Origin of the sequence: Pseudomonas sp. (assembly GCF_050739935.1) — a bacterium.
GTDB lineage: Bacteria > Pseudomonadota > Gammaproteobacteria > Pseudomonadales > Pseudomonadaceae > Aquipseudomonas.
The window spans coordinates 54,812-70,487 of record NZ_JBOICF010000019.1; the positions used below are offsets into that span (position 1 = coordinate 54,812).

General features: G+C 60.8%; 14 protein-coding genes. 8 read left to right on the plus strand and 6 right to left on the minus strand.

The features are described 5' to 3' along the window. The first annotated feature begins 66 nt into the window (after nucleotides 1-66). The 5 genes from ACRER8_RS02565 to ACRER8_RS02585 all read left to right on the plus strand — a co-directional run bounded on the left by ACRER8_RS02565 (nucleotide 67) and on the right by ACRER8_RS02585 (nucleotide 5,559). The gene (locus tag ACRER8_RS02565) at nucleotides 67-738 is read left to right on the plus strand and encodes a TetR/AcrR family transcriptional regulator (protein WP_431744795.1); all 672 of its coding nucleotides are present in this window, start codon (nucleotides 67-69) and stop codon (nucleotides 736-738) included. A 322-nt stretch (nucleotides 739-1,060) separates the two neighbouring features. Then, the gene (locus tag ACRER8_RS02570; protein ID WP_431744796.1) at nucleotides 1,061-2,455 is read left to right on the plus strand and encodes a DHA2 family efflux MFS transporter permease subunit; all 1,395 of its coding nucleotides are present in this window, start codon (nucleotides 1,061-1,063) and stop codon (nucleotides 2,453-2,455) included. Nucleotides 2,456-2,711: 256 nt separating this feature from the next. Continuing rightward, on the plus strand, nucleotides 2,712-3,479 hold the full coding sequence (locus ACRER8_RS02575; RefSeq protein WP_431744797.1) for an SDR family NAD(P)-dependent oxidoreductase: 768 nt from the start codon (nucleotides 2,712-2,714) through the stop codon (nucleotides 3,477-3,479). A gap of 15 nt (nucleotides 3,480-3,494) precedes the next feature. After that, on the plus strand, nucleotides 3,495-4,703 hold the full coding sequence (locus ACRER8_RS02580) for an acetyl-CoA C-acyltransferase (RefSeq protein ID WP_431744798.1): 1,209 nt from the start codon (nucleotides 3,495-3,497) through the stop codon (nucleotides 4,701-4,703). 82 nt (nucleotides 4,704-4,785) lie between these two features. Further along, the gene (locus ACRER8_RS02585; protein ID WP_431744799.1) at nucleotides 4,786-5,559 is read left to right on the plus strand and encodes an enoyl-CoA hydratase; all 774 of its coding nucleotides are present in this window, start codon (nucleotides 4,786-4,788) and stop codon (nucleotides 5,557-5,559) included. 17 nt (nucleotides 5,560-5,576) lie between these two features. Here the strand turns inward: ACRER8_RS02585 and ACRER8_RS02590 are convergent, their stop codons facing one another. Together ACRER8_RS02590 and ACRER8_RS02595 are read right to left on the minus strand one after the other, a co-directional pair. After that, a complete protein-coding gene (locus ACRER8_RS02590) occupies nucleotides 5,577-7,130 on the minus strand; it encodes a type VI secretion system Vgr family protein (RefSeq protein WP_431744800.1) in 1,554 nt (517 codons plus the stop codon). A 110-nt stretch (nucleotides 7,131-7,240) separates the two neighbouring features. Continuing rightward, nucleotides 7,241-7,417: a hypothetical protein gene (locus tag ACRER8_RS02595; protein WP_431744801.1), complete on the minus strand. Its 177-nt coding sequence runs from the start codon at nucleotides 7,415-7,417 to the stop codon at nucleotides 7,241-7,243. Between the two features lie 74 nt (nucleotides 7,418-7,491). On the opposite strand from ACRER8_RS02595, the gene ACRER8_RS02600 reads away from it, so the two are divergent. Next, the gene (locus ACRER8_RS02600; RefSeq protein ID WP_431744802.1) at nucleotides 7,492-8,193 is read left to right on the plus strand and encodes a YebC/PmpR family DNA-binding transcriptional regulator; all 702 of its coding nucleotides are present in this window, start codon (nucleotides 7,492-7,494) and stop codon (nucleotides 8,191-8,193) included. Nucleotides 8,194-8,869: 676 nt separating this feature from the next. On the opposite strand, the gene ACRER8_RS02605 is transcribed toward ACRER8_RS02600, so the two are convergent. Both ACRER8_RS02605 and ACRER8_RS02610 read right to left on the minus strand, forming a co-directional pair. After that, on the minus strand, nucleotides 8,870-10,168 hold the full coding sequence (locus ACRER8_RS02605; protein ID WP_431744803.1) for a leucine-rich repeat-containing protein kinase family protein: 1,299 nt from the start codon (nucleotides 10,166-10,168) through the stop codon (nucleotides 8,870-8,872). A 58-nt stretch (nucleotides 10,169-10,226) separates the two neighbouring features. Beyond that, complete coding sequence (locus tag ACRER8_RS02610; RefSeq protein WP_431744804.1) at nucleotides 10,227-10,775, minus strand: TetR/AcrR family transcriptional regulator; 549 nt, start codon at nucleotides 10,773-10,775, stop codon at nucleotides 10,227-10,229. 106 nt (nucleotides 10,776-10,881) lie between these two features. Here ACRER8_RS02610 and ACRER8_RS02615 point away from each other — a divergent pair, with 106 nt between their 5' ends. Next, nucleotides 10,882-12,087, plus strand: a complete 1,206-nt coding sequence (locus ACRER8_RS02615; RefSeq protein ID WP_431744805.1) for an MFS transporter — start codon at nucleotides 10,882-10,884, stop codon at nucleotides 12,085-12,087. A gap of 83 nt (nucleotides 12,088-12,170) precedes the next feature. Further along, nucleotides 12,171-14,072, plus strand: a complete 1,902-nt coding sequence (locus ACRER8_RS02620) for a propionyl-CoA synthetase (protein ID WP_431744806.1) — start codon at nucleotides 12,171-12,173, stop codon at nucleotides 14,070-14,072. A gap of 153 nt (nucleotides 14,073-14,225) precedes the next feature. Here the strand turns inward: ACRER8_RS02620 and ACRER8_RS02625 are convergent, their stop codons facing one another. Both ACRER8_RS02625 and ACRER8_RS02630 read right to left on the minus strand, forming a co-directional pair. Further along, nucleotides 14,226-14,984, minus strand: coding sequence for an anti-sigma factor family protein (locus ACRER8_RS02625; RefSeq protein WP_431744807.1), 759 nt, complete (start codon nucleotides 14,982-14,984; stop codon nucleotides 14,226-14,228). Next, entirely contained in the window at nucleotides 14,981-15,493 is a 513-nt protein-coding gene (locus ACRER8_RS02630) for a sigma-70 family RNA polymerase sigma factor (RefSeq protein WP_431744808.1), read from the minus strand. The genes ACRER8_RS02625 and ACRER8_RS02630 overlap by 4 nt, the downstream gene beginning before the upstream one ends. Nucleotides 15,494-15,676 lie beyond the last annotated feature (183 nt).

Here is a 15,676-nt window from a genome sequence, read left to right on the forward strand (position 1 = left end):
ATGCCGCTTCCGTAACGGGGCGCCGCGGCTCATAATTGCGCGATTCCCCGTGGTCGTGAGCCAAGCATGAAAACTGTCGATGAGACTCTGCTCGAAGCGTCCGTAGAGTCGCCACGCAAGAGCCGCAAGAACAACCCGGAAAAGACCCGCGATGGCATCCTTCAGGCCGCCGTCGCCGAGTTCGTTGCCCAAGGACTGTCGGGCGCACGAGTCGATGCCATCGCCGAGCGCACGCAAACCTCCAAACGGATGATCTATTACTACTTCAACAGCAAGGAACAGCTGTACAGCGAAGTGCTGGAGAAGTTGTACGGCGATATCCGCCACACCGAGAGCAGCCTGAAACTGGATGTGCTGGAGCCCATGGCGGCGATTCAGCGGCTGGTGGAATTCACCTTCGATCACCATGATCGCAACGTTGATTTCGTGCGCATTGTCTGCATTGAAAACATTCACAACGGCGAGAACCTCAAGCAATCGCCGACGATTCGGACGCTCAGCCAACACGTGCTGCAGGCGCTGGACGAAACCCTGCGTCGTGGCGAGAAAGCGGGGGTGTTTCGGTCGGGCGTGCAGGCCGTTGACCTGCATATGCTGATCAGCTCGTTCTGTTTCTATCGCGTGTCCAACCGCCATACCTTTTCGGAAATTTTTCAGATCGAGCTGGAAGACCCTCAGGTCAAGGCGCGGCACAGGGCGATGGTGAGTGACTCGGTGACGCGATATCTGCTGCCTTGAATTTCCGGTGACGTCCCTGTAGCAACACGGCTTGCCGGCGGTGGCGTCGTTGCATGCTGCGTTAGCAAGCCCTTCTGCTACAAGTCCCGTACAGCAGGAAGATCGGAGATCAAGCGATCTGAAAAAACCTTGCATCCGTTCTGCATCAGCGTTGTGACCGGTAAATGATTCGAATGCCCTGACCGCCTGAAACGCTGCCGTGGTGCTGCCGCCTCGCGTGCGGCAGCCCGGTAATCCCTGAGGTCATTTCGATCTGCGCGAAACACCTTGAAACAGCTACTCTAGAGCGCTGCCTGCCATATTCACTCAAGGAAGCTTGCTGATGTCGCAACGCCAATCGACGCTGATCGCTTTGCTGGTCGCGGTCACGTTTTTCATGGAAAACCTCGACGCGACGGTGATCGCGACCGCACTGCCGGAAATGGCCAGGACATTCGGCGTGGCGGCGGTCGATCTGAACATCGGTATGAGTGCCTATATGCTGGCGATTGCGGCGTTCATTCCTATCAGTGGCTGGTTGGCGGACCGCTTGGGTTCGCGGCTGGTGTTCGGCGGCGCCATTGTGCTGTTTACCCTTTCATCCTTGATGTGCGGCGTGAGTTCCAGTCTTGAAACCTTTGTTGCCGCGCGAGTGTTGCAGGGTGTAAGCGGAGCGATGATGGTCCCCGTCGGAAGGCTGGCCGTCATGCGCGCGACCGAGAAAAAGGACCTGGTGCGCGCCATTTCGCTGATTACCTGGCCTGGTCTGGTCGCGCCGATACTCGGGCCGCCGCTGGGAGGTTTTATCGTCACCCACGCCTCATGGCCGTGGATTTTCTATCTGAACCTGCCGTTGGGGGCGATGGCTTTGATTGCCACGTGGGTGCTGATTCCGCGCCGCAATGAAGTCGGTCGCCGGGCTTTCGATTTCGGCGGTTTCGTGCTGCTGGGCGTGGCCTGTACGGCGCTGCTGTACGGCATGGAGATGCTCGGGCAAGGGCGCGACAGCCAGTGGCCGGGGCTGTTGGTCACCGGAATCGGTGTCGTCAGCGGTGCACTGGCCTGGGCGCATATGCGCAGACGTGCCGAGCCGTTGATGAACGTCAGCGTGATTGGTATTCGCACCTTCAGTGTCAGCCTTTTCGGCGGGTCGCTGTTTCGCATTGCCATCAGCACCTTGCCGTTTCTGCTGCCGTTGATGTTTCAGCTGGGCTTTGGGCTGTCGGCGTTCGATTCCGGCCTGCTGGTACTGGGCGTTTTCGCGGGTAACCTCGCGATGAAGCCGTTCACCAGCATCATCATGCAGCGCTGGGGCTTTCGCTCAGTGTTGATGATCAACGGGTTCATCGGGGTAATCGCCATCGCTGCCTGCGCCATGCTCGACGAACAGATGGGCTGGCCGATGATCCTGCTGATTCTTTTCGTCGGCGGCCTGTCGCGCTCGATGCAGTTCACGGCCTTCAACACGCTGGGTTTCGCCGATGTGCCGAAACCGCAGATGAGCGATGCGTCCACCATGTTCAGCATGTTTTTTCAGCTCAGCATGGGCTTGGGCGTGGCAATCGCTGCGTTGCTGCTGCGCGGTTCGATGTACCTGCATGGCAATGAAGGGCAGGCGCACACCAGCGATTTCCAGCTGACCTTCGTCTGGGTCGCGCTGATCGCGCTGCTGGCATTACTGGACAACCGGCGGCTGTCGGCGCAGGCGGGCGACGCGGTGTTGCAGCGCAAGGCTTGATCAAATTCCGAATACTTTGATTCCGACGCAGCAGTCCAGCTTGCCGACGGTAGCGGTTTCAGGAACGCCGCTGCCGGCAAGCCGGACTGCTACAGCGAACGCTTACCCCTGCGAACATGTGTGCGGCACCCGAGCGGTATGCCGGTGCACTGTCTAAAACCACCACCGCCTGTGCACGCTTTGACTATTGCCGATTGCGGCGGCAGGGCGGAGTATTTCGTCACTCGAACAATAAAAATGTAAGGACGACACAATCATGCAGATCGAAGGCAAGGTATTTCTGGTCAGTGGCGGCGCATCCGGTCTGGGTGCCGCCACAGCACAGATGCTGATTGAGGCGGACGCGAAGGTCGTGCTGGTGGATGTCAACGCTCAGGCGCTCGAAACCCAGGTAGCGAAGCTCGGCGAGAATGCGCGCGCCAGCATGACCGACATTACCGATGAGGCCGCCGCCCAGGCCGCGGTGGACAAGGCACTGGCGGAGTTCGGCCAGATCAACGGCCTGATTAACTGCGCCGGCATCGTCGGTGCGCAGAAGATCCTTGGCAAGGAAGGCCCCCATCCTCTGGACAGCTTCAGTAGGGTCATCAACGTCAACCTGATCGGCAGCTTCAACCTTCTGCGTCTGGCCGCCGCTGCGATCGCCGAGGGCGCTGCGGATGAAGGGGGGGAGCGCGGTGTCATCGTCAATACCGCGTCCGTAGCTGCCTATGACGGGCAGATTGGCCAGGCTGCCTACGCCGCCTCGAAGGGCGCGATCGCCAGCCTGACCCTGCCCGCGGCACGCGAACTGGCGCGTTTCGGCATTCGCGTCATGACCATTGCCCCCGGCATCTTCGAGACCCCGATGATGGCTGGCATGACCCCGCAGGTACGCGAAAGCCTGTCGGCGGGCGTGCCGTTCCCACCACGGCTCGGCAAACCTGACGAATACGCCGCCCTGGTGCGCCACATCATCGAAAACAGCATGCTCAACGGCGAAGTGATCCGTCTCGACGGCGCCTTGCGCATGGCCGCCCGCTAACCGAGGAGATCCGACATGTCACTGAACCAGCGTCAGCCACAGATCGAAGATCCGGTGGTTATCGTCAGCGCCGTCCGCACGCCCATGGGCGGCTTTCAGGGGGATCTCAAGAGCCTGACCGCGCCTCAGCTCGGCTCGGCAGCCATTCGCGCTGCCGTCGAGCGCGCCGGCCTTGCGGCTGCCGATGTCGAGCAAGTGCTGTTCGGCTGCGTGCTGCCCGCCGGGCTTGGCCAGGCGCCGGCGCGTCAGGCCGCATTGGGTGCCGGCCTGGGCGACGGCACGCTGTGCACCACACTGAACAAGATGTGCGGCTCCGGAATGCAGGCGGCAATCATGGCCCACGACCTGTTGCTCGCCGGCAGCGCCGATGTGGTGGTCGCTGGCGGCATGGAAAGCATGTCCAACGCGCCATACCTGCTGGAAAAGGCCCGCAGCGGCTATCGCATGGGCCACGGGCAAATCATCGATCACATGTTCTTCGACGGGCTGGAAGACGCCTATGATCGTGGCCGACTGATGGGCACATTCGCCGAGGATTGCGCGTCGCTCCAAGGCTTCAGTCGCGAGGCGCAGGACGCTTTCGCCATCGCCTCCTTGACTCGCGCCCAAGAGTCAATGCAGCAGGGCCGTTTCGAGAGCGAGATCGTTGCATTGCAAGTCAGCGTTGGCAAAGAGCAAAAAACCATCACTCAAGACGAGCAGCCTCCCAAGGCCAGACTGGACAAGATTCCCCAGCTCAAGCCGGCATTTCGCGAAGGTGGAACGGTCACGGCGGCCAACTCCAGCTCGATCTCTGACGGCGCCGCCGCATTGATCCTGATGCGCCAGTCGGAAGCCGAGCGGCGAGGGCTCAAGCCGCTGGCCGTCATTCACGGCCACGCCGCCTACGCCAACCAGCCGGGTCTGTTTCCCACAGCGCCCATCGGTGCGATTGAGAAGCTGATGCGCAAGACCGGCTGGTCCCTCGGCGATGTTGACCTGTTCGAGATTAACGAGGCGTTTGCCGTCGTCGCCCTGGTGACGATGAACAAGCTTGAGCTGCCCCACGACAAGGTCAACGTCAACGGCGGCGCCTGTGCCCTCGGACACCCCATCGGCGCCTCGGGAGCACGGATTCTCGTTACCTTGCTTGCAGCGCTCAAGCAGAGAGGATTGCAGCGCGGTGTCGCAGCGATCTGCATCGGTGGCGGTGAAGCGACGGCGATCGCGCTGGAAGTCTTTTAAATCAATGAGTTGAGATGGCTATTTAAGGCTGAGTAAGGCTTTTTTCTCGCTTTCTACTAAATATTAATAAGGATGTATATCAATGAGTTACGAAACTATTCTTAAAGAGATTCGAGGGCGAATAGCGTTGATTACGTTGAATCGACCCCAGGCGCTGAATGCCCTGAATGCGCAGTTGATCAATGAGCTCAACCACGCCCTCGATGAACTGGAACGTGATCCGGACATCGGCTGCATCGTTCTCACCGGCTCGGCCAAAGCCTTCGCCGCGGGCGCTGATATCAAGGAAATGGCTGAGCTGACCTATCCGCAGATTTATCTCGATGACCTCTTCAGCGACAGTGATCGCGTAGCCAACCGCCGCAAACCGATCATCGCGGCAGTGTCCGGCTTCGCGCTGGGCGGTGGATGCGAGCTGGCGCTGATGTGCGACTTCATCCTGGCGGCCGATAACGCCAAATTCGGTCAGCCGGAAATCAAGCTCGGCGTCTTGCCCGGGATGGGTGGTACTCAACGTCTGACCCGAGCGGTGGGCAAGGCCAAGGCCATGGAAATGTGCCTGACCGGACGCATGATCGATGCGGTCGAGGCTGAACGTTCCGGGCTGGTGGCGCGCATCGTGCCCCAGGACCAGCTACTTGAAGAAGCACTGAACGTCGCGCAAGGCATTGCCGCCAAGTCATTACCGGTGGCCATGATGGTCAAGGAAAGCGTCAATCGGGCGTTTGAGGTCAGCCTTTCCGAAGGCATACGCTTCGAGCGGCGGGTTTTTCACGCGGCGTTCGCCAGCGAGGACCAGAAAGAAGGCATGGCGGCTTTCATCGAGAAGCGCGAGCCGATCTTCAAGCATCGCTAAGTCCAGAAGCTGCGGCGCTAACCGGCGTCGTCCGCTGCATTACGGGGCGTGTAATGAACACCCTGTTCGGTGATATGCAGCGTGGCCCGCGCGCTGCGCAGGGTCAGCGGCCTGGCGCTGTCGAGGCGCAACTGTCCATCCTCGGGAGGCGCCGTTGACGGCGCGAGGCGTTCATCGCATCCGCCCTCGTCGCACCACATTCCGGGTGGCCCTGTTGTGTTCGCGACTGTGCTCAATGCTTCGCATATCAGTGGTTGATCGGGGTCCCCCTCGAAAAACCTGATCTGTAGCCGTGTCCCGGCCGCCTGCCTCTCCAGTCTGCTGACCACCCGTGCCCAACTGTCATCAGGGCTGCTGGCCGGCGACTCTGGTTGCCAGTCGTAGCGAATGCGGATGCGTCCCGACGCGTCAGCCTGGTCGTCGACCTGCCAGGCGGCCTGGCTCACGGCGACAATCGGCTTGGGATGTTCGAGCGCCGGCCGATACGGCATTGCCCACGGCAGCACTTGAAAACTGTTTTCATAGCCCGCCAGGGCCGGCCTGTCGAGGTCGGGGCGGGGACGCAGCAGTCCGGCGACGCCCATCCCGGAAACGTTCGCCGATGCCATTGCTTGCAGGATCTGAATTACATCGTTCGACGCGCAACCGCGCAACGGGGCCAGTTGCCACGCGCAATGGCTTACGTCGGTCAAAAGCCATTGGTCGTTGAAACACGAGTCAGGATGCTGGTCGACCCGCATCACCAAGCCGCCGCGTAGCCACGGAAGACGGCTACGGCCCATGATCTCCCGGCGCTCACACCTAAGGCGCTCAAGCTGACGCGCGCTGATCTGTTGATGCTGGCCGGGACTGGCATGGACATCCCACGGCACGGATGGCACCTGATTGTCAGCCTCGTATGCGTCGTGGGGTGGCATGCGGCCTTGCGGACTGTAGTGCTCTCCGGCATGGCTGCTGTAACTGGTGCGTACCGACAGTTGCTCTGCCAGATGATCGACGCAAGCCGGTGTCGGCCATTCCGGGAAGCCCAGGGGATCGTCGGAAAATACCAGGATGTGCCGATGAAGGTGGTGTTCGAAGCGAAAGGAGATCCCTTCTTCTTCACACAGTCGGCGCAGGAAATGCAGATCGCTTTCGTCGTACTGAAGGCAATGCTCCCGAGGCGGGTAAACCCCAATCAGTTGGTCAAAGCGCAATGCGTCGTCACCCATGCCGTGGCTGTGCAGCAGCCGGGTGATGATCTGTGGGACGCTTTGTCCATTGAACGCGCGACGCCGGGGCGCTCCGTCAAGGCGCTGCAGGCTCGGCATCAGGCGCAAGCGATAAAGGCTCAGGTCGGGGCCTCGGTACAGTCTGTCCGCCTGGTGAATTTGTCCATGCAGCCCATGCATTTGGAGTATTTCCACACCAATCTCCAACCAGGCATCGCGCAGCAGCAGCGCGGCGCAGTCCAGAGTCGGATCCGGGCTGACCAGGTCGATGTCGAAACAGAACGGCGCATTGAGTCGGTCACGGCCGTTGACACCGATCACCAGCAGATCGCTTGGGTTGTTGGCGATAGCCAAAGTCATTGTCACCTGCGAGTCTTCGCACATCTGCTGGGGCACCCTGAAATTTCGAGGCGCAGAGGGTACGAAAAGCTACAAGACAAAGGGGCCAGTTCTGAATTTTCGGAAGCGGACTACAAGGTTTGTCCGACTATCCTGAGCATTGTGTAGACCTTTTCCGGGAAACTTATCGGCCATCCTTTGATCGACGGCGCCATATCAGGGGTTTCATCTGCCGTCAGCGCGTATAAAATGCGCCGGGCGCCCGGGCTCTGTCCGGGCGTTTCATCATCGTTCACCATTTTCAGCATTTATCGTCCTGGGTCCGACGCCCCACGCCGGACCGGCATCGACGGTTTATCGCCATCGGAACAAGAGAGCAATCATGGGCGCACAGTGGAAGGTCAAACACAAAGAAGCAGCAGCCAACGCCAAGGGTAAGATTTTCGGCAAGCTGTCCAAGGAAATCATGATTGCCGCGCGTTCCGGCGCTGATCCCGACATGAACTCGCGTCTGCGTCTGGTGGTCGAGCAGGCGAAAAAGGCCTCGATGCCCCGTGAAACCCTGGAGCGGGCGATCAAGAAAGGCGCGGGCCTGCTGGGTGAGCAGGTCAACTACCATTTCGTCACTTACGAAGGCTTCGCGCCGCACAAGGTGCCGGTGATCGTCGAGTGCCTGACCGACAACGTAAACCGCACCGTCGCCGAGATTCGTGTGCTGTTTCGCAAAGGCCAGATGGGCGCTGCGGGCTCGATTACCTGGGATTTCGACCATCTGGGCATGATTGAAGCGGCTGGCGACGGCAATACCGACCCTGAAGAAGCCGCTATCGAAGCCGGTGCGCAGGATGTCGAGGCGGGCGAAGAGGGCTTGACCCTGTTCTACACCGAGACCACCGACCTGGATGCCGTGTGCAAGGCATTGCCGGAGCAGGGCTTTACAGTGGAGTCGGCCAAGCTCGGCTATCGTCCGAAAAACCCGGTGTCGGGCCTGAGTGACGAGCAGATGGCAGAAGTCGAGGCGTTCCTGGAAGCCATCGACAGCCATGACGACGTGCAAAACGTGTATGTAGGGCTGGCAGGGTAGGGATTCTCCCTGGAGGAAGGCGTCGTCTGTGCTGGCCCTTCGCGAATGAATTCGCTCCCACAGAGGGTCATCACACGCCGTCAAACCTGATCGCGGCCGCGGTGCCCGAACAGCTCTGACTCACAATGCCATCCGACTGGCCGGAAAGAGAGCTCGCCGACGCAACGCCATCCAACTGGCCGGAATGAGAGCTCGCTGACGCAACGCCATCCACCTGGCCGGAATGAGCGTTCGCTGACGCAACGCCATCCACCTGGCCGGAATGAGAGTTCGCTAACGCAACGCCATCCAACTGGCCAGAATGAGAGCTCGCTGACGCAACGCCATCCACCTGGCCGGAATGAGAGTTCGCTGACGCAACGCCATCCACCTGGCCGGAAAGAGAGCTCGCTGACGCAACGCCATCCACCTGGCCGGAATGAGAGCTCGCCGACGCAACGCCATCCGACTGGCCGGAAAGAGAGCTTGCTGACGCACGCCATCCACCTGTGGGAGCGAATTCATTCGCGATGCGGTCGTAAATTCGGCAGATATGCGTCGGATGTACCGGCCCTTCGCGAATGAATTCGCTTCACCAATTCTGTCGGCATGCTGGGATTTTGGGCACACGTTCATCCCGAGCAGTCCAGCTTGCCGGCGGTAGCGATTTCAAAGACGCCACCGCCGGCAACTGCCGCTACAAGCAGCGCTTAAGTGTCTCCAGCGCCCGCTCTATCTCTGTGAAGCTCGGGCGACTCATCACCCGCGGCCCCACACACTGCTGCTGCAGCTCCCGCAACTGCGCAATCGCCTCACTGGCATCGCAGCACGCTAACAATTCCCCCAACAGAATCCCGAAGGCCCGCACTTCGATACGTTCGAGTGTTCGCCCGGTTTCTTCATCCGGATAAAACGCCGCAGCGCCGAAATCCCCCAGCAGGCTCTCGCCGTTTTGCTCCCAAAGGATGTTATGTGCGTAAAGGTCGCCGTGGTTGATGCCGCGCCCATGCAGGTGTCGGCAGGCCGAAGCGATGCCTGACGCCATGCGCAGGGCGGTCTCCAGGCTCAAGCGGGTGTCGCTGTAGATGTCGCGGGTACAGGATTCCAGGCTCGGCGGACGAGCAAGGGTAACAAAGGCAGGCGAGATCAACTCCATGACCAGCCCCCTGGCATTGCGTGGGTGGCCGACCACTTCGCCCTCGACTGGAATCAGATGCGGATGCTGACCGGCCGCGATGCACGCCGCCATCTCGTCCAACGGCGAGCCGTCGCTGGTCAGATCGCCCTTGTAGAGTTTGACCGCGACCTCTTCGCACACCCCGGCATCGTCCACCCATTCGCCCCGTTGGATGAGCCCTGACGCGCCTTCGCCCAGCATCTGGTGCAAGGTCAGTTGTGACCAGGGGATCTGCCGGATCGGCTCCTCAGTGTGGATGTCGTTGAGCGGATTGCCAGCGAACGCCAGCCAGGCCAGCGCAGGCATCTGTAGCAGCCATTGCGGCAACTGGCGAATGTCGTTGGAGGCGATGCGCACCAGTTCCAGTCGATGGCACGCTGCAATGGACGCCGGCAGACTACGCAGGCGATTGCCGGCCAGCATCAGCTTTTGCAAATGCTCGGACTCGCCCAGCTCCTCAGGCAGCGACTCGATGCAGTTATCGGTCAGCACCAGCGAGCGCAGATGCGGCGGCAATGAGCGTGGTGGTACTTCGGCGATGCGGCAGGCTTTGAAGCCGACAAAAAACAGCTGTTCGCACTGGCCCAGCCCTTCGGGCAGACGGGTGAACAGATTGTTGGAGCAGAAGAGGATCTTGAGATGTGTGAGCCGATGCAGGTCGGCAGGCAGATCGGTCAGCTGATTGTCAGACAGATTCAGCACTTCGAGTGAGTCGCTGAGACTGAATATCTCAACAGGAAACTCTGTGAGGCCGCAGTTGAGGTCCAGCCGTTTGCTGCCCGCCAGCTTGCCGGCGCGCAGGTCTGCGAGAGTATGCATGGGAAGAGAAACCCGTGGCCCAAAGCCCGTCATCATAACCAGTTCGCTGGCTCTGCGCTCAACCCAGGCAGCGGTCGAGCAACTGATGCATGCGCTCGAGTGTGGGCGCTGATTCGGCATAGAGGATCCGGTAGACCATCGGCGCGACCACGGCGTCCACCAGCTCATCGGCCGAGGGGCTGCGCTCGCCGCGCTGTTGCGCGCGGTCGATGATGATCTGCAATTGCTCACGAACGATATTCAGGCATTTGCCCGAGCAGAGAGTGGCGCTGCTGGCGACGACATCGCGCATCATTTCGCGACCGGGCGCCGAGTTGGTTTCCTCCAGATAGACTTCGACCCAAGTGCGCAAATCCTCGCGCAGGCTGCCGCAATCCACCGGTTCGTCCGGGCGCAGACGCTCCACGGCCGCATCGGCAAGCAGTGAGGTGAGGTCGCCCCAGCGACGGTAAATGGTCGACGGCGTGACCCCGGCACGTGCAGCAATCATCGGCACGCTAAGCGCAGAACGCTCTTGCTCCTGAAGCAGATCACGTACCGCTGCGTGAATCGATGTCTGCACCCGGGCACTGCGCCCGCCAGTACGAATGCCTTCTTTGATAGCCATGGATCGAACCTTAACACAAAGTATTTGCTTTAAGCGGAATCTGCTCGCACACTCTCTAACGCAAATTCATAGCTTTTATAGTGTGCTTTTTCGGGAGAGTGTACTCGTGTCTGATTCGTTGCAGAACCCGCAAGTCGATGGTCGGAGCCGGGGGCACCTGGGGTATCTCGCTTTTGTCATGCTGTGTTTCTTCGCAGCCTCCAGCGCGCCGACGCCGCTTTATCACGTGTATCAGCAGGCGTGGGGATTTTCTTCGGCGCTGCTGACGCTGATTTTCGCGGTCTACGCCTTGAGTCTACTGGCGACCCTGCTGGTGTTCGGCTCGCTGTCGGACTATCTGGGTCGTCGACCGGTGATTTTCGTCGCGCTGTTGCTGGAGATCCTTTCATTGCTGCTGTTTATCGGCGCCAGTGACGTCAGTTGGCTGATCGCGGCGCGAGTGCTGCAAGGGGTGGCAACCGGTATCGCTACCAGTGCCTTGGGCGCGGCGATGCTCGACACCGATCAAAACCAGGGGCCATTGATCAACAGCATCACCCCGATGTTCGGCATGGCGCTAGGCGCGCTCGGCACCAGTGCGCTGGTGGAGTACGCGCCCATGCCATTGCTGTTGGCCTACATCCTGCTTTTGGCCGCTTTCGTCGCACAGGTGCTGTATCTGTGGCGCGTACAGGAAACCGTAACGCCGCAGCCTGGCGTGCTGAAAACCCTGAAGCCCAGGCTCTATGTGCCTCAGCGTGCGCGCAGCACCTTGCTGCTGGTGCTGCCCGCGGATATCGCCGCCTGGGCGCTGGGTGGCTTCTTTCTGTCACTTGCGCCGTCTTTGCTGGCGGCGGCCACCGGCTCGAACTCCGTGCTCAATGGCGGGTTGGCCGTGGCGGCACTGACCATCAGCGGGGCGATTTCGATCATGAACCTGCGCCTGCGGCCGCCTCAACTGGCATTGCTCATCGGCAGCAGTTTCCTGGCCATGGGCGTGTCAGTGGTACTGCTGGCGGTCAATCTGGGCTGGCTGTGGTTGTTCTTCACCGGGACCGTGGTGGCAGGCGTTGGATTTGGCGCCAGCTTCCTTGGGGCGCTGCGGTTACTGCTGCCCCTGGCCCATGCCCATGAGCGGGCCGGTCTGATGTCGACTTTTCTGGCGTTCAGTTACCTCGCGTTTTGCGTCCCTGCGCTCGTCGCGGGGCTGGCGGTGAAAACGGAAGGCCTGATCGTGACCACCAACGTTTATGGCGCGGTGGTCGTGGTGCTGGCCCTGCTCGCTCTGGGTGGATTGCTGTTGCAGCGCGCGGCCCGAATCAAAGCCGCCTGATACCCCGTGGCAGGCGCCTGAGCTTCTGCTAGTTTCATTCCTGTGTTGTCAGCCCTCATAAAAACAATCACAGGGATCCACGGATGAATGACAGAAAACGCATGCCTGCCAGCGCGCATTATGCAGACCATCACCAGCACTCCATCGCTGATCCCGAGGCGTACTGGAGCGAGCAGGCGCGACAGGTGGCCTGGTATCACGCGCCACGGCAAGTGCTGCAAGCGATGCCCGACGGCACCCACCGCTGGTTCGCCGACGGGCAACTCAATACCTGCTATCTGGCGCTGGATCACCAGATCGAACTAGGTCGTGGTGAGCAACTGGCATTGATTTACGACTCGCCCGTCACTGACTGCAAAGCGACCTACACCTTCAATCAATTGCGCGACGAGGTCGCGTGTCTGGCAGGGTTGCTGCGCAAGCTGGGCGTGGAGAAGGGCGACGGCGTCATCATCTATATGCCGATGATCCCTCAGGCCGCCATGGCGATGCTGGCCTGTGCGCGGATCGGCGCCATGCACTCAGTGGTGTTCGGCGGTTTCGCGCCCCATGAACTGGCATTGCGCATCGATGACCTCAAGCCCAGATTGCTGCTTACGGCCTCCTGCGGGCTGGAGTTCGACCGGGTCATTCCCTACAAGCCACTGGTGGACAAAGCGCTGGAACTGGCGACATTCAAACCTGACCATGTACTGCTCTGGCAGCGCCCGCAATCGCTGGCGCCGATGCACGAAGGACGTGATCTGGACTGGCATACGGCGCTCGAAAGTGTCGCGCCGGTCGATCCAGTCCCCGTTTCCAGCCTCGATCCGCTGTATATCCTTTACACCTCCGGCACCACCGGCAAACCCAAGGGCATCGTTCGCGAGAACGGCGGTCATGCGGTAGCGATGCTCTACACCATGAGACAGGTCTACGGCATGGACGCCGGGGATGTCTGGTGGGGGATTTCCGACGTGGGTTGGGTGGTCGGGCACACCTTGATCGTCTACGGGCCGTTGATGGCCGGTTGCACCACAGTGTTCTACGAAGGCAAACCGATCCGCACTCCGGACGCCGGGGCCTACTGGCGAATCGTCGAAGAGTATCGGGTCAACGCGCTGTTCTGTGCGCCGACCGCCATGCGCGCGATTCGCAAGGAAGACCCGCATGGGCGATTGCTTGAGGGAAGGGACTTGAGCTCGATCCGGCAATTGTTTCTGGCCGGCGAAAAGCTCGACTCCAGCACTCACCAATGGCTGGAAACGCTGACCGGAAAACCGGTGCTGGATCATTGGTGGCAAACCGAAACCGGCTGGCCGGTGACTGCGCGTTGCCTGGGGCTGGAAGGGCATGAGCCGGCGCCAGGCTCAAGCAATCGGGCCGTTCCGGGGTACGCCGTCCGGGTAATCGATGAACAAGGGCGCTTGCTGGGGCCTGGCGAGCCGGGCTCGATCGTCATCACTCTGCCGCTGCCGCCGGGCTGCAGTCAGACGTTGTGGGGCGATCATTCGCGCTATCTGCAGGCGTATTTGAAGATATTCCCTGGTTACTACAACACCGGCGACGGGGGCTATGTCGACCAGGATGGCTTCGTCTACATCATGGGCCGCACCGACGATGTGATTAACATCTCGGGCCATCGCCTGTCCACTGGCGAGATGGAGGATCTCGTGGGTCAGCATCCGGGGGTGGCGGAAAGCGCGGTGATCGGCGTGCAGGACGAGATAAAGGGGCAGGTTCCATTGGCGCTGGTGGTGCTCAAGGATGGGGTCGGGGAGGGCGCCGGGCAACTCCAGGGTGAGTTGATCGCATTGGTCCGGGAACGAATAGGCGCGCTCGCCTGTTTCAACCGCGTGGTGGTGGTCAAGCGCCTGCCGAAAACCCGATCCGGCAAGACCCTGCGCGCCGTGCTGCGCAAGATTGCCGACGGCGAGGCTTACACCATCCCCGCGACTATCGATGATCCGGCGATCCTTCAGGAAATCGCCACCGCGTTGAGCTGAACCGGTTAGCGGCGGCCACTTGCATGGGAATGCACCCATCAGGAAAGACCAGCACCGGCTATAAAAGGGCAAGTTGGTGGACGCGTGTGTCATGGCTTGCTGGCGGTGGCGTATTCGAGGTCGCTGGCGCTGGCAAGTCATGCCGCTGCCGAATCAAATCGGCTGTTTCAACGCCTGACGTGCCGCCTGCGCCGCCGGGTCGTCTGCCGGACCGACCACCGCGTAGTTGTAACCCCCACCGGACCAATAGTTCGCTTGCAGCTCTCCATCGCGGCGGGTGCCAGACGCCAGCAGATGGTTGTTCGCACCCGGCGGACGGATGTAGAAGCTCAGCGTCCGGCCTTGCGCATCCTTATACACCACCATCGCCGCTGCGCCCTGTTCGGTGCTGGTCAGGCGCCCACTCACCGGCTTGAATCCCGCTGCCTCCAGATCGGGCGCGCGATTGGCCTGGGCGAAATTCTTGTCCAGCCAGACCTGCACATCGTTCGGCTTGCCGGTGTCCCAGTCGCTGACCATGTTGTCGTTGACCGCGAACATGCGATAAGCCTGGACCGCATCTGCCATCGGCAACACGCCGCTGAACATCGTCATCTCCCGCGCCTGCCAGCCACTGAGCCCGCCGATACCGACAGCGATCAGCAACACCGCTGCCGTCGCGAAATGCCGGGTACGGTTTCGCCGCAGACGCTGGCGAATGAACGCCGGATCCAGTTCAGGATTCGTCGGCCGGTGCAGCTCGCCACTGAGGCTAGCGCGCAGGTTCTGCGCATCCAGTTGCCAGGCCAGCACCTGTTTCGCCCGTTCGGGGTGGGCCGCCAGGTAAGTTTCCATGGCCTGCTGATCGGCATCGTTGAGCTGACCGTCGATGTAGGCGTGCAAGTCGCGTTCACTGGGGGGCAGAGTGATCATTTCAGTATCCGCAGGGAAGGGGTGGTGATTTCGCCTTCGCTGAGCAGGCGCAGGGCCTGACGCGCGCGAGACAAGCGGGACATGACGGTTCCCACCGGGACATCGAGAATTTCAGCAACCTGGTTGTAACTCAAGCCTTCGACCGAAACCCAGAGTAACAAAGCGCGTTGTTCGGTGTTCAGGCGCTCGAACGCCTGCAAGGTGGTTTGCGCGACGACTGTGCGCTCCACGGAGGGCTCGTAATGATCTTCCTTGCCGCCGGTAAACAGTTCGAGCATGCGGCTATATCGACGCGAACGCCGATGAGCGTCGAGAAATTGCCTATAAAGAATGGAGAACAACCAGGCGCGCAAGTCACCCTCGGGCCGTTTGCCGCTCCAGGCAGACAGGGCTTTTTCCAAGCTCGATTGCACCAGATCGTCGGCACTGCTGGCGTCACGGGTGAGCGACACGGCGAATCGACGCATTCGCGGCAGCAATTCTCGTAGTTGATCGTCGACATCATTCATGGGATGGCTTCCGGGTCGATCAGCGGGATAGCTCGGATCGTAGACCTGCCAGACGCACGTCGATGCAGGTTATTCCACCGCAGAAAAAATAAATATCGTCCATGGAATAAACCCGTGGATGCCACGTCCTACCGCACGACTGACTTGCAGCTATCCATAGAGGCCAAAGGCCCGGAGTGTGAC

Excerpts from the sequence above, each read along its gene's own strand:
- ACRER8_RS02565 (WP_431744795.1), top strand. The coding sequence starts at position 67 with ATGAAAACTGTCGATGAGACTCTGCTCGAAGCGTCCGTAGAGTCGCCA.
- ACRER8_RS02570 (WP_431744796.1), top strand. The coding sequence starts at position 1,061 with ATGTCGCAACGCCAATCGACGCTGATCGCTTTGCTGGTCGCGGTCACG.
- ACRER8_RS02575 (WP_431744797.1), top strand. The coding sequence starts at position 2,712 with ATGCAGATCGAAGGCAAGGTATTTCTGGTCAGTGGCGGCGCATCCGGT.
- ACRER8_RS02580 (WP_431744798.1), top strand. The coding sequence starts at position 3,495 with ATGTCACTGAACCAGCGTCAGCCACAGATCGAAGATCCGGTGGTTATC.
- ACRER8_RS02585 (WP_431744799.1), top strand. The coding sequence starts at position 4,786 with ATGAGTTACGAAACTATTCTTAAAGAGATTCGAGGGCGAATAGCGTTG.
- ACRER8_RS02590 (WP_431744800.1), bottom strand. The coding sequence starts at position 7,130 with ATGACTTTGGCTATCGCCAACAACCCAAGCGATCTGCTGGTGATCGGT.
- ACRER8_RS02595 (WP_431744801.1), bottom strand. The coding sequence starts at position 7,417 with ATGCTGAAAATGGTGAACGATGATGAAACGCCCGGACAGAGCCCGGGC.
- ACRER8_RS02600 (WP_431744802.1), top strand. The coding sequence starts at position 7,492 with ATGGGCGCACAGTGGAAGGTCAAACACAAAGAAGCAGCAGCCAACGCC.
- ACRER8_RS02605 (WP_431744803.1), bottom strand. The coding sequence starts at position 10,168 with ATGCATACTCTCGCAGACCTGCGCGCCGGCAAGCTGGCGGGCAGCAAA.
- ACRER8_RS02610 (WP_431744804.1), bottom strand. The coding sequence starts at position 10,775 with ATGGCTATCAAAGAAGGCATTCGTACTGGCGGGCGCAGTGCCCGGGTG.
- ACRER8_RS02620 (WP_431744806.1), top strand. The coding sequence starts at position 12,171 with ATGAATGACAGAAAACGCATGCCTGCCAGCGCGCATTATGCAGACCAT.
- ACRER8_RS02625 (WP_431744807.1), bottom strand. The coding sequence starts at position 14,984 with ATGATCACTCTGCCCCCCAGTGAACGCGACTTGCACGCCTACATCGAC.
- ACRER8_RS02630 (WP_431744808.1), bottom strand. The coding sequence starts at position 15,493 with ATGAATGATGTCGACGATCAACTACGAGAATTGCTGCCGCGAATGCGT.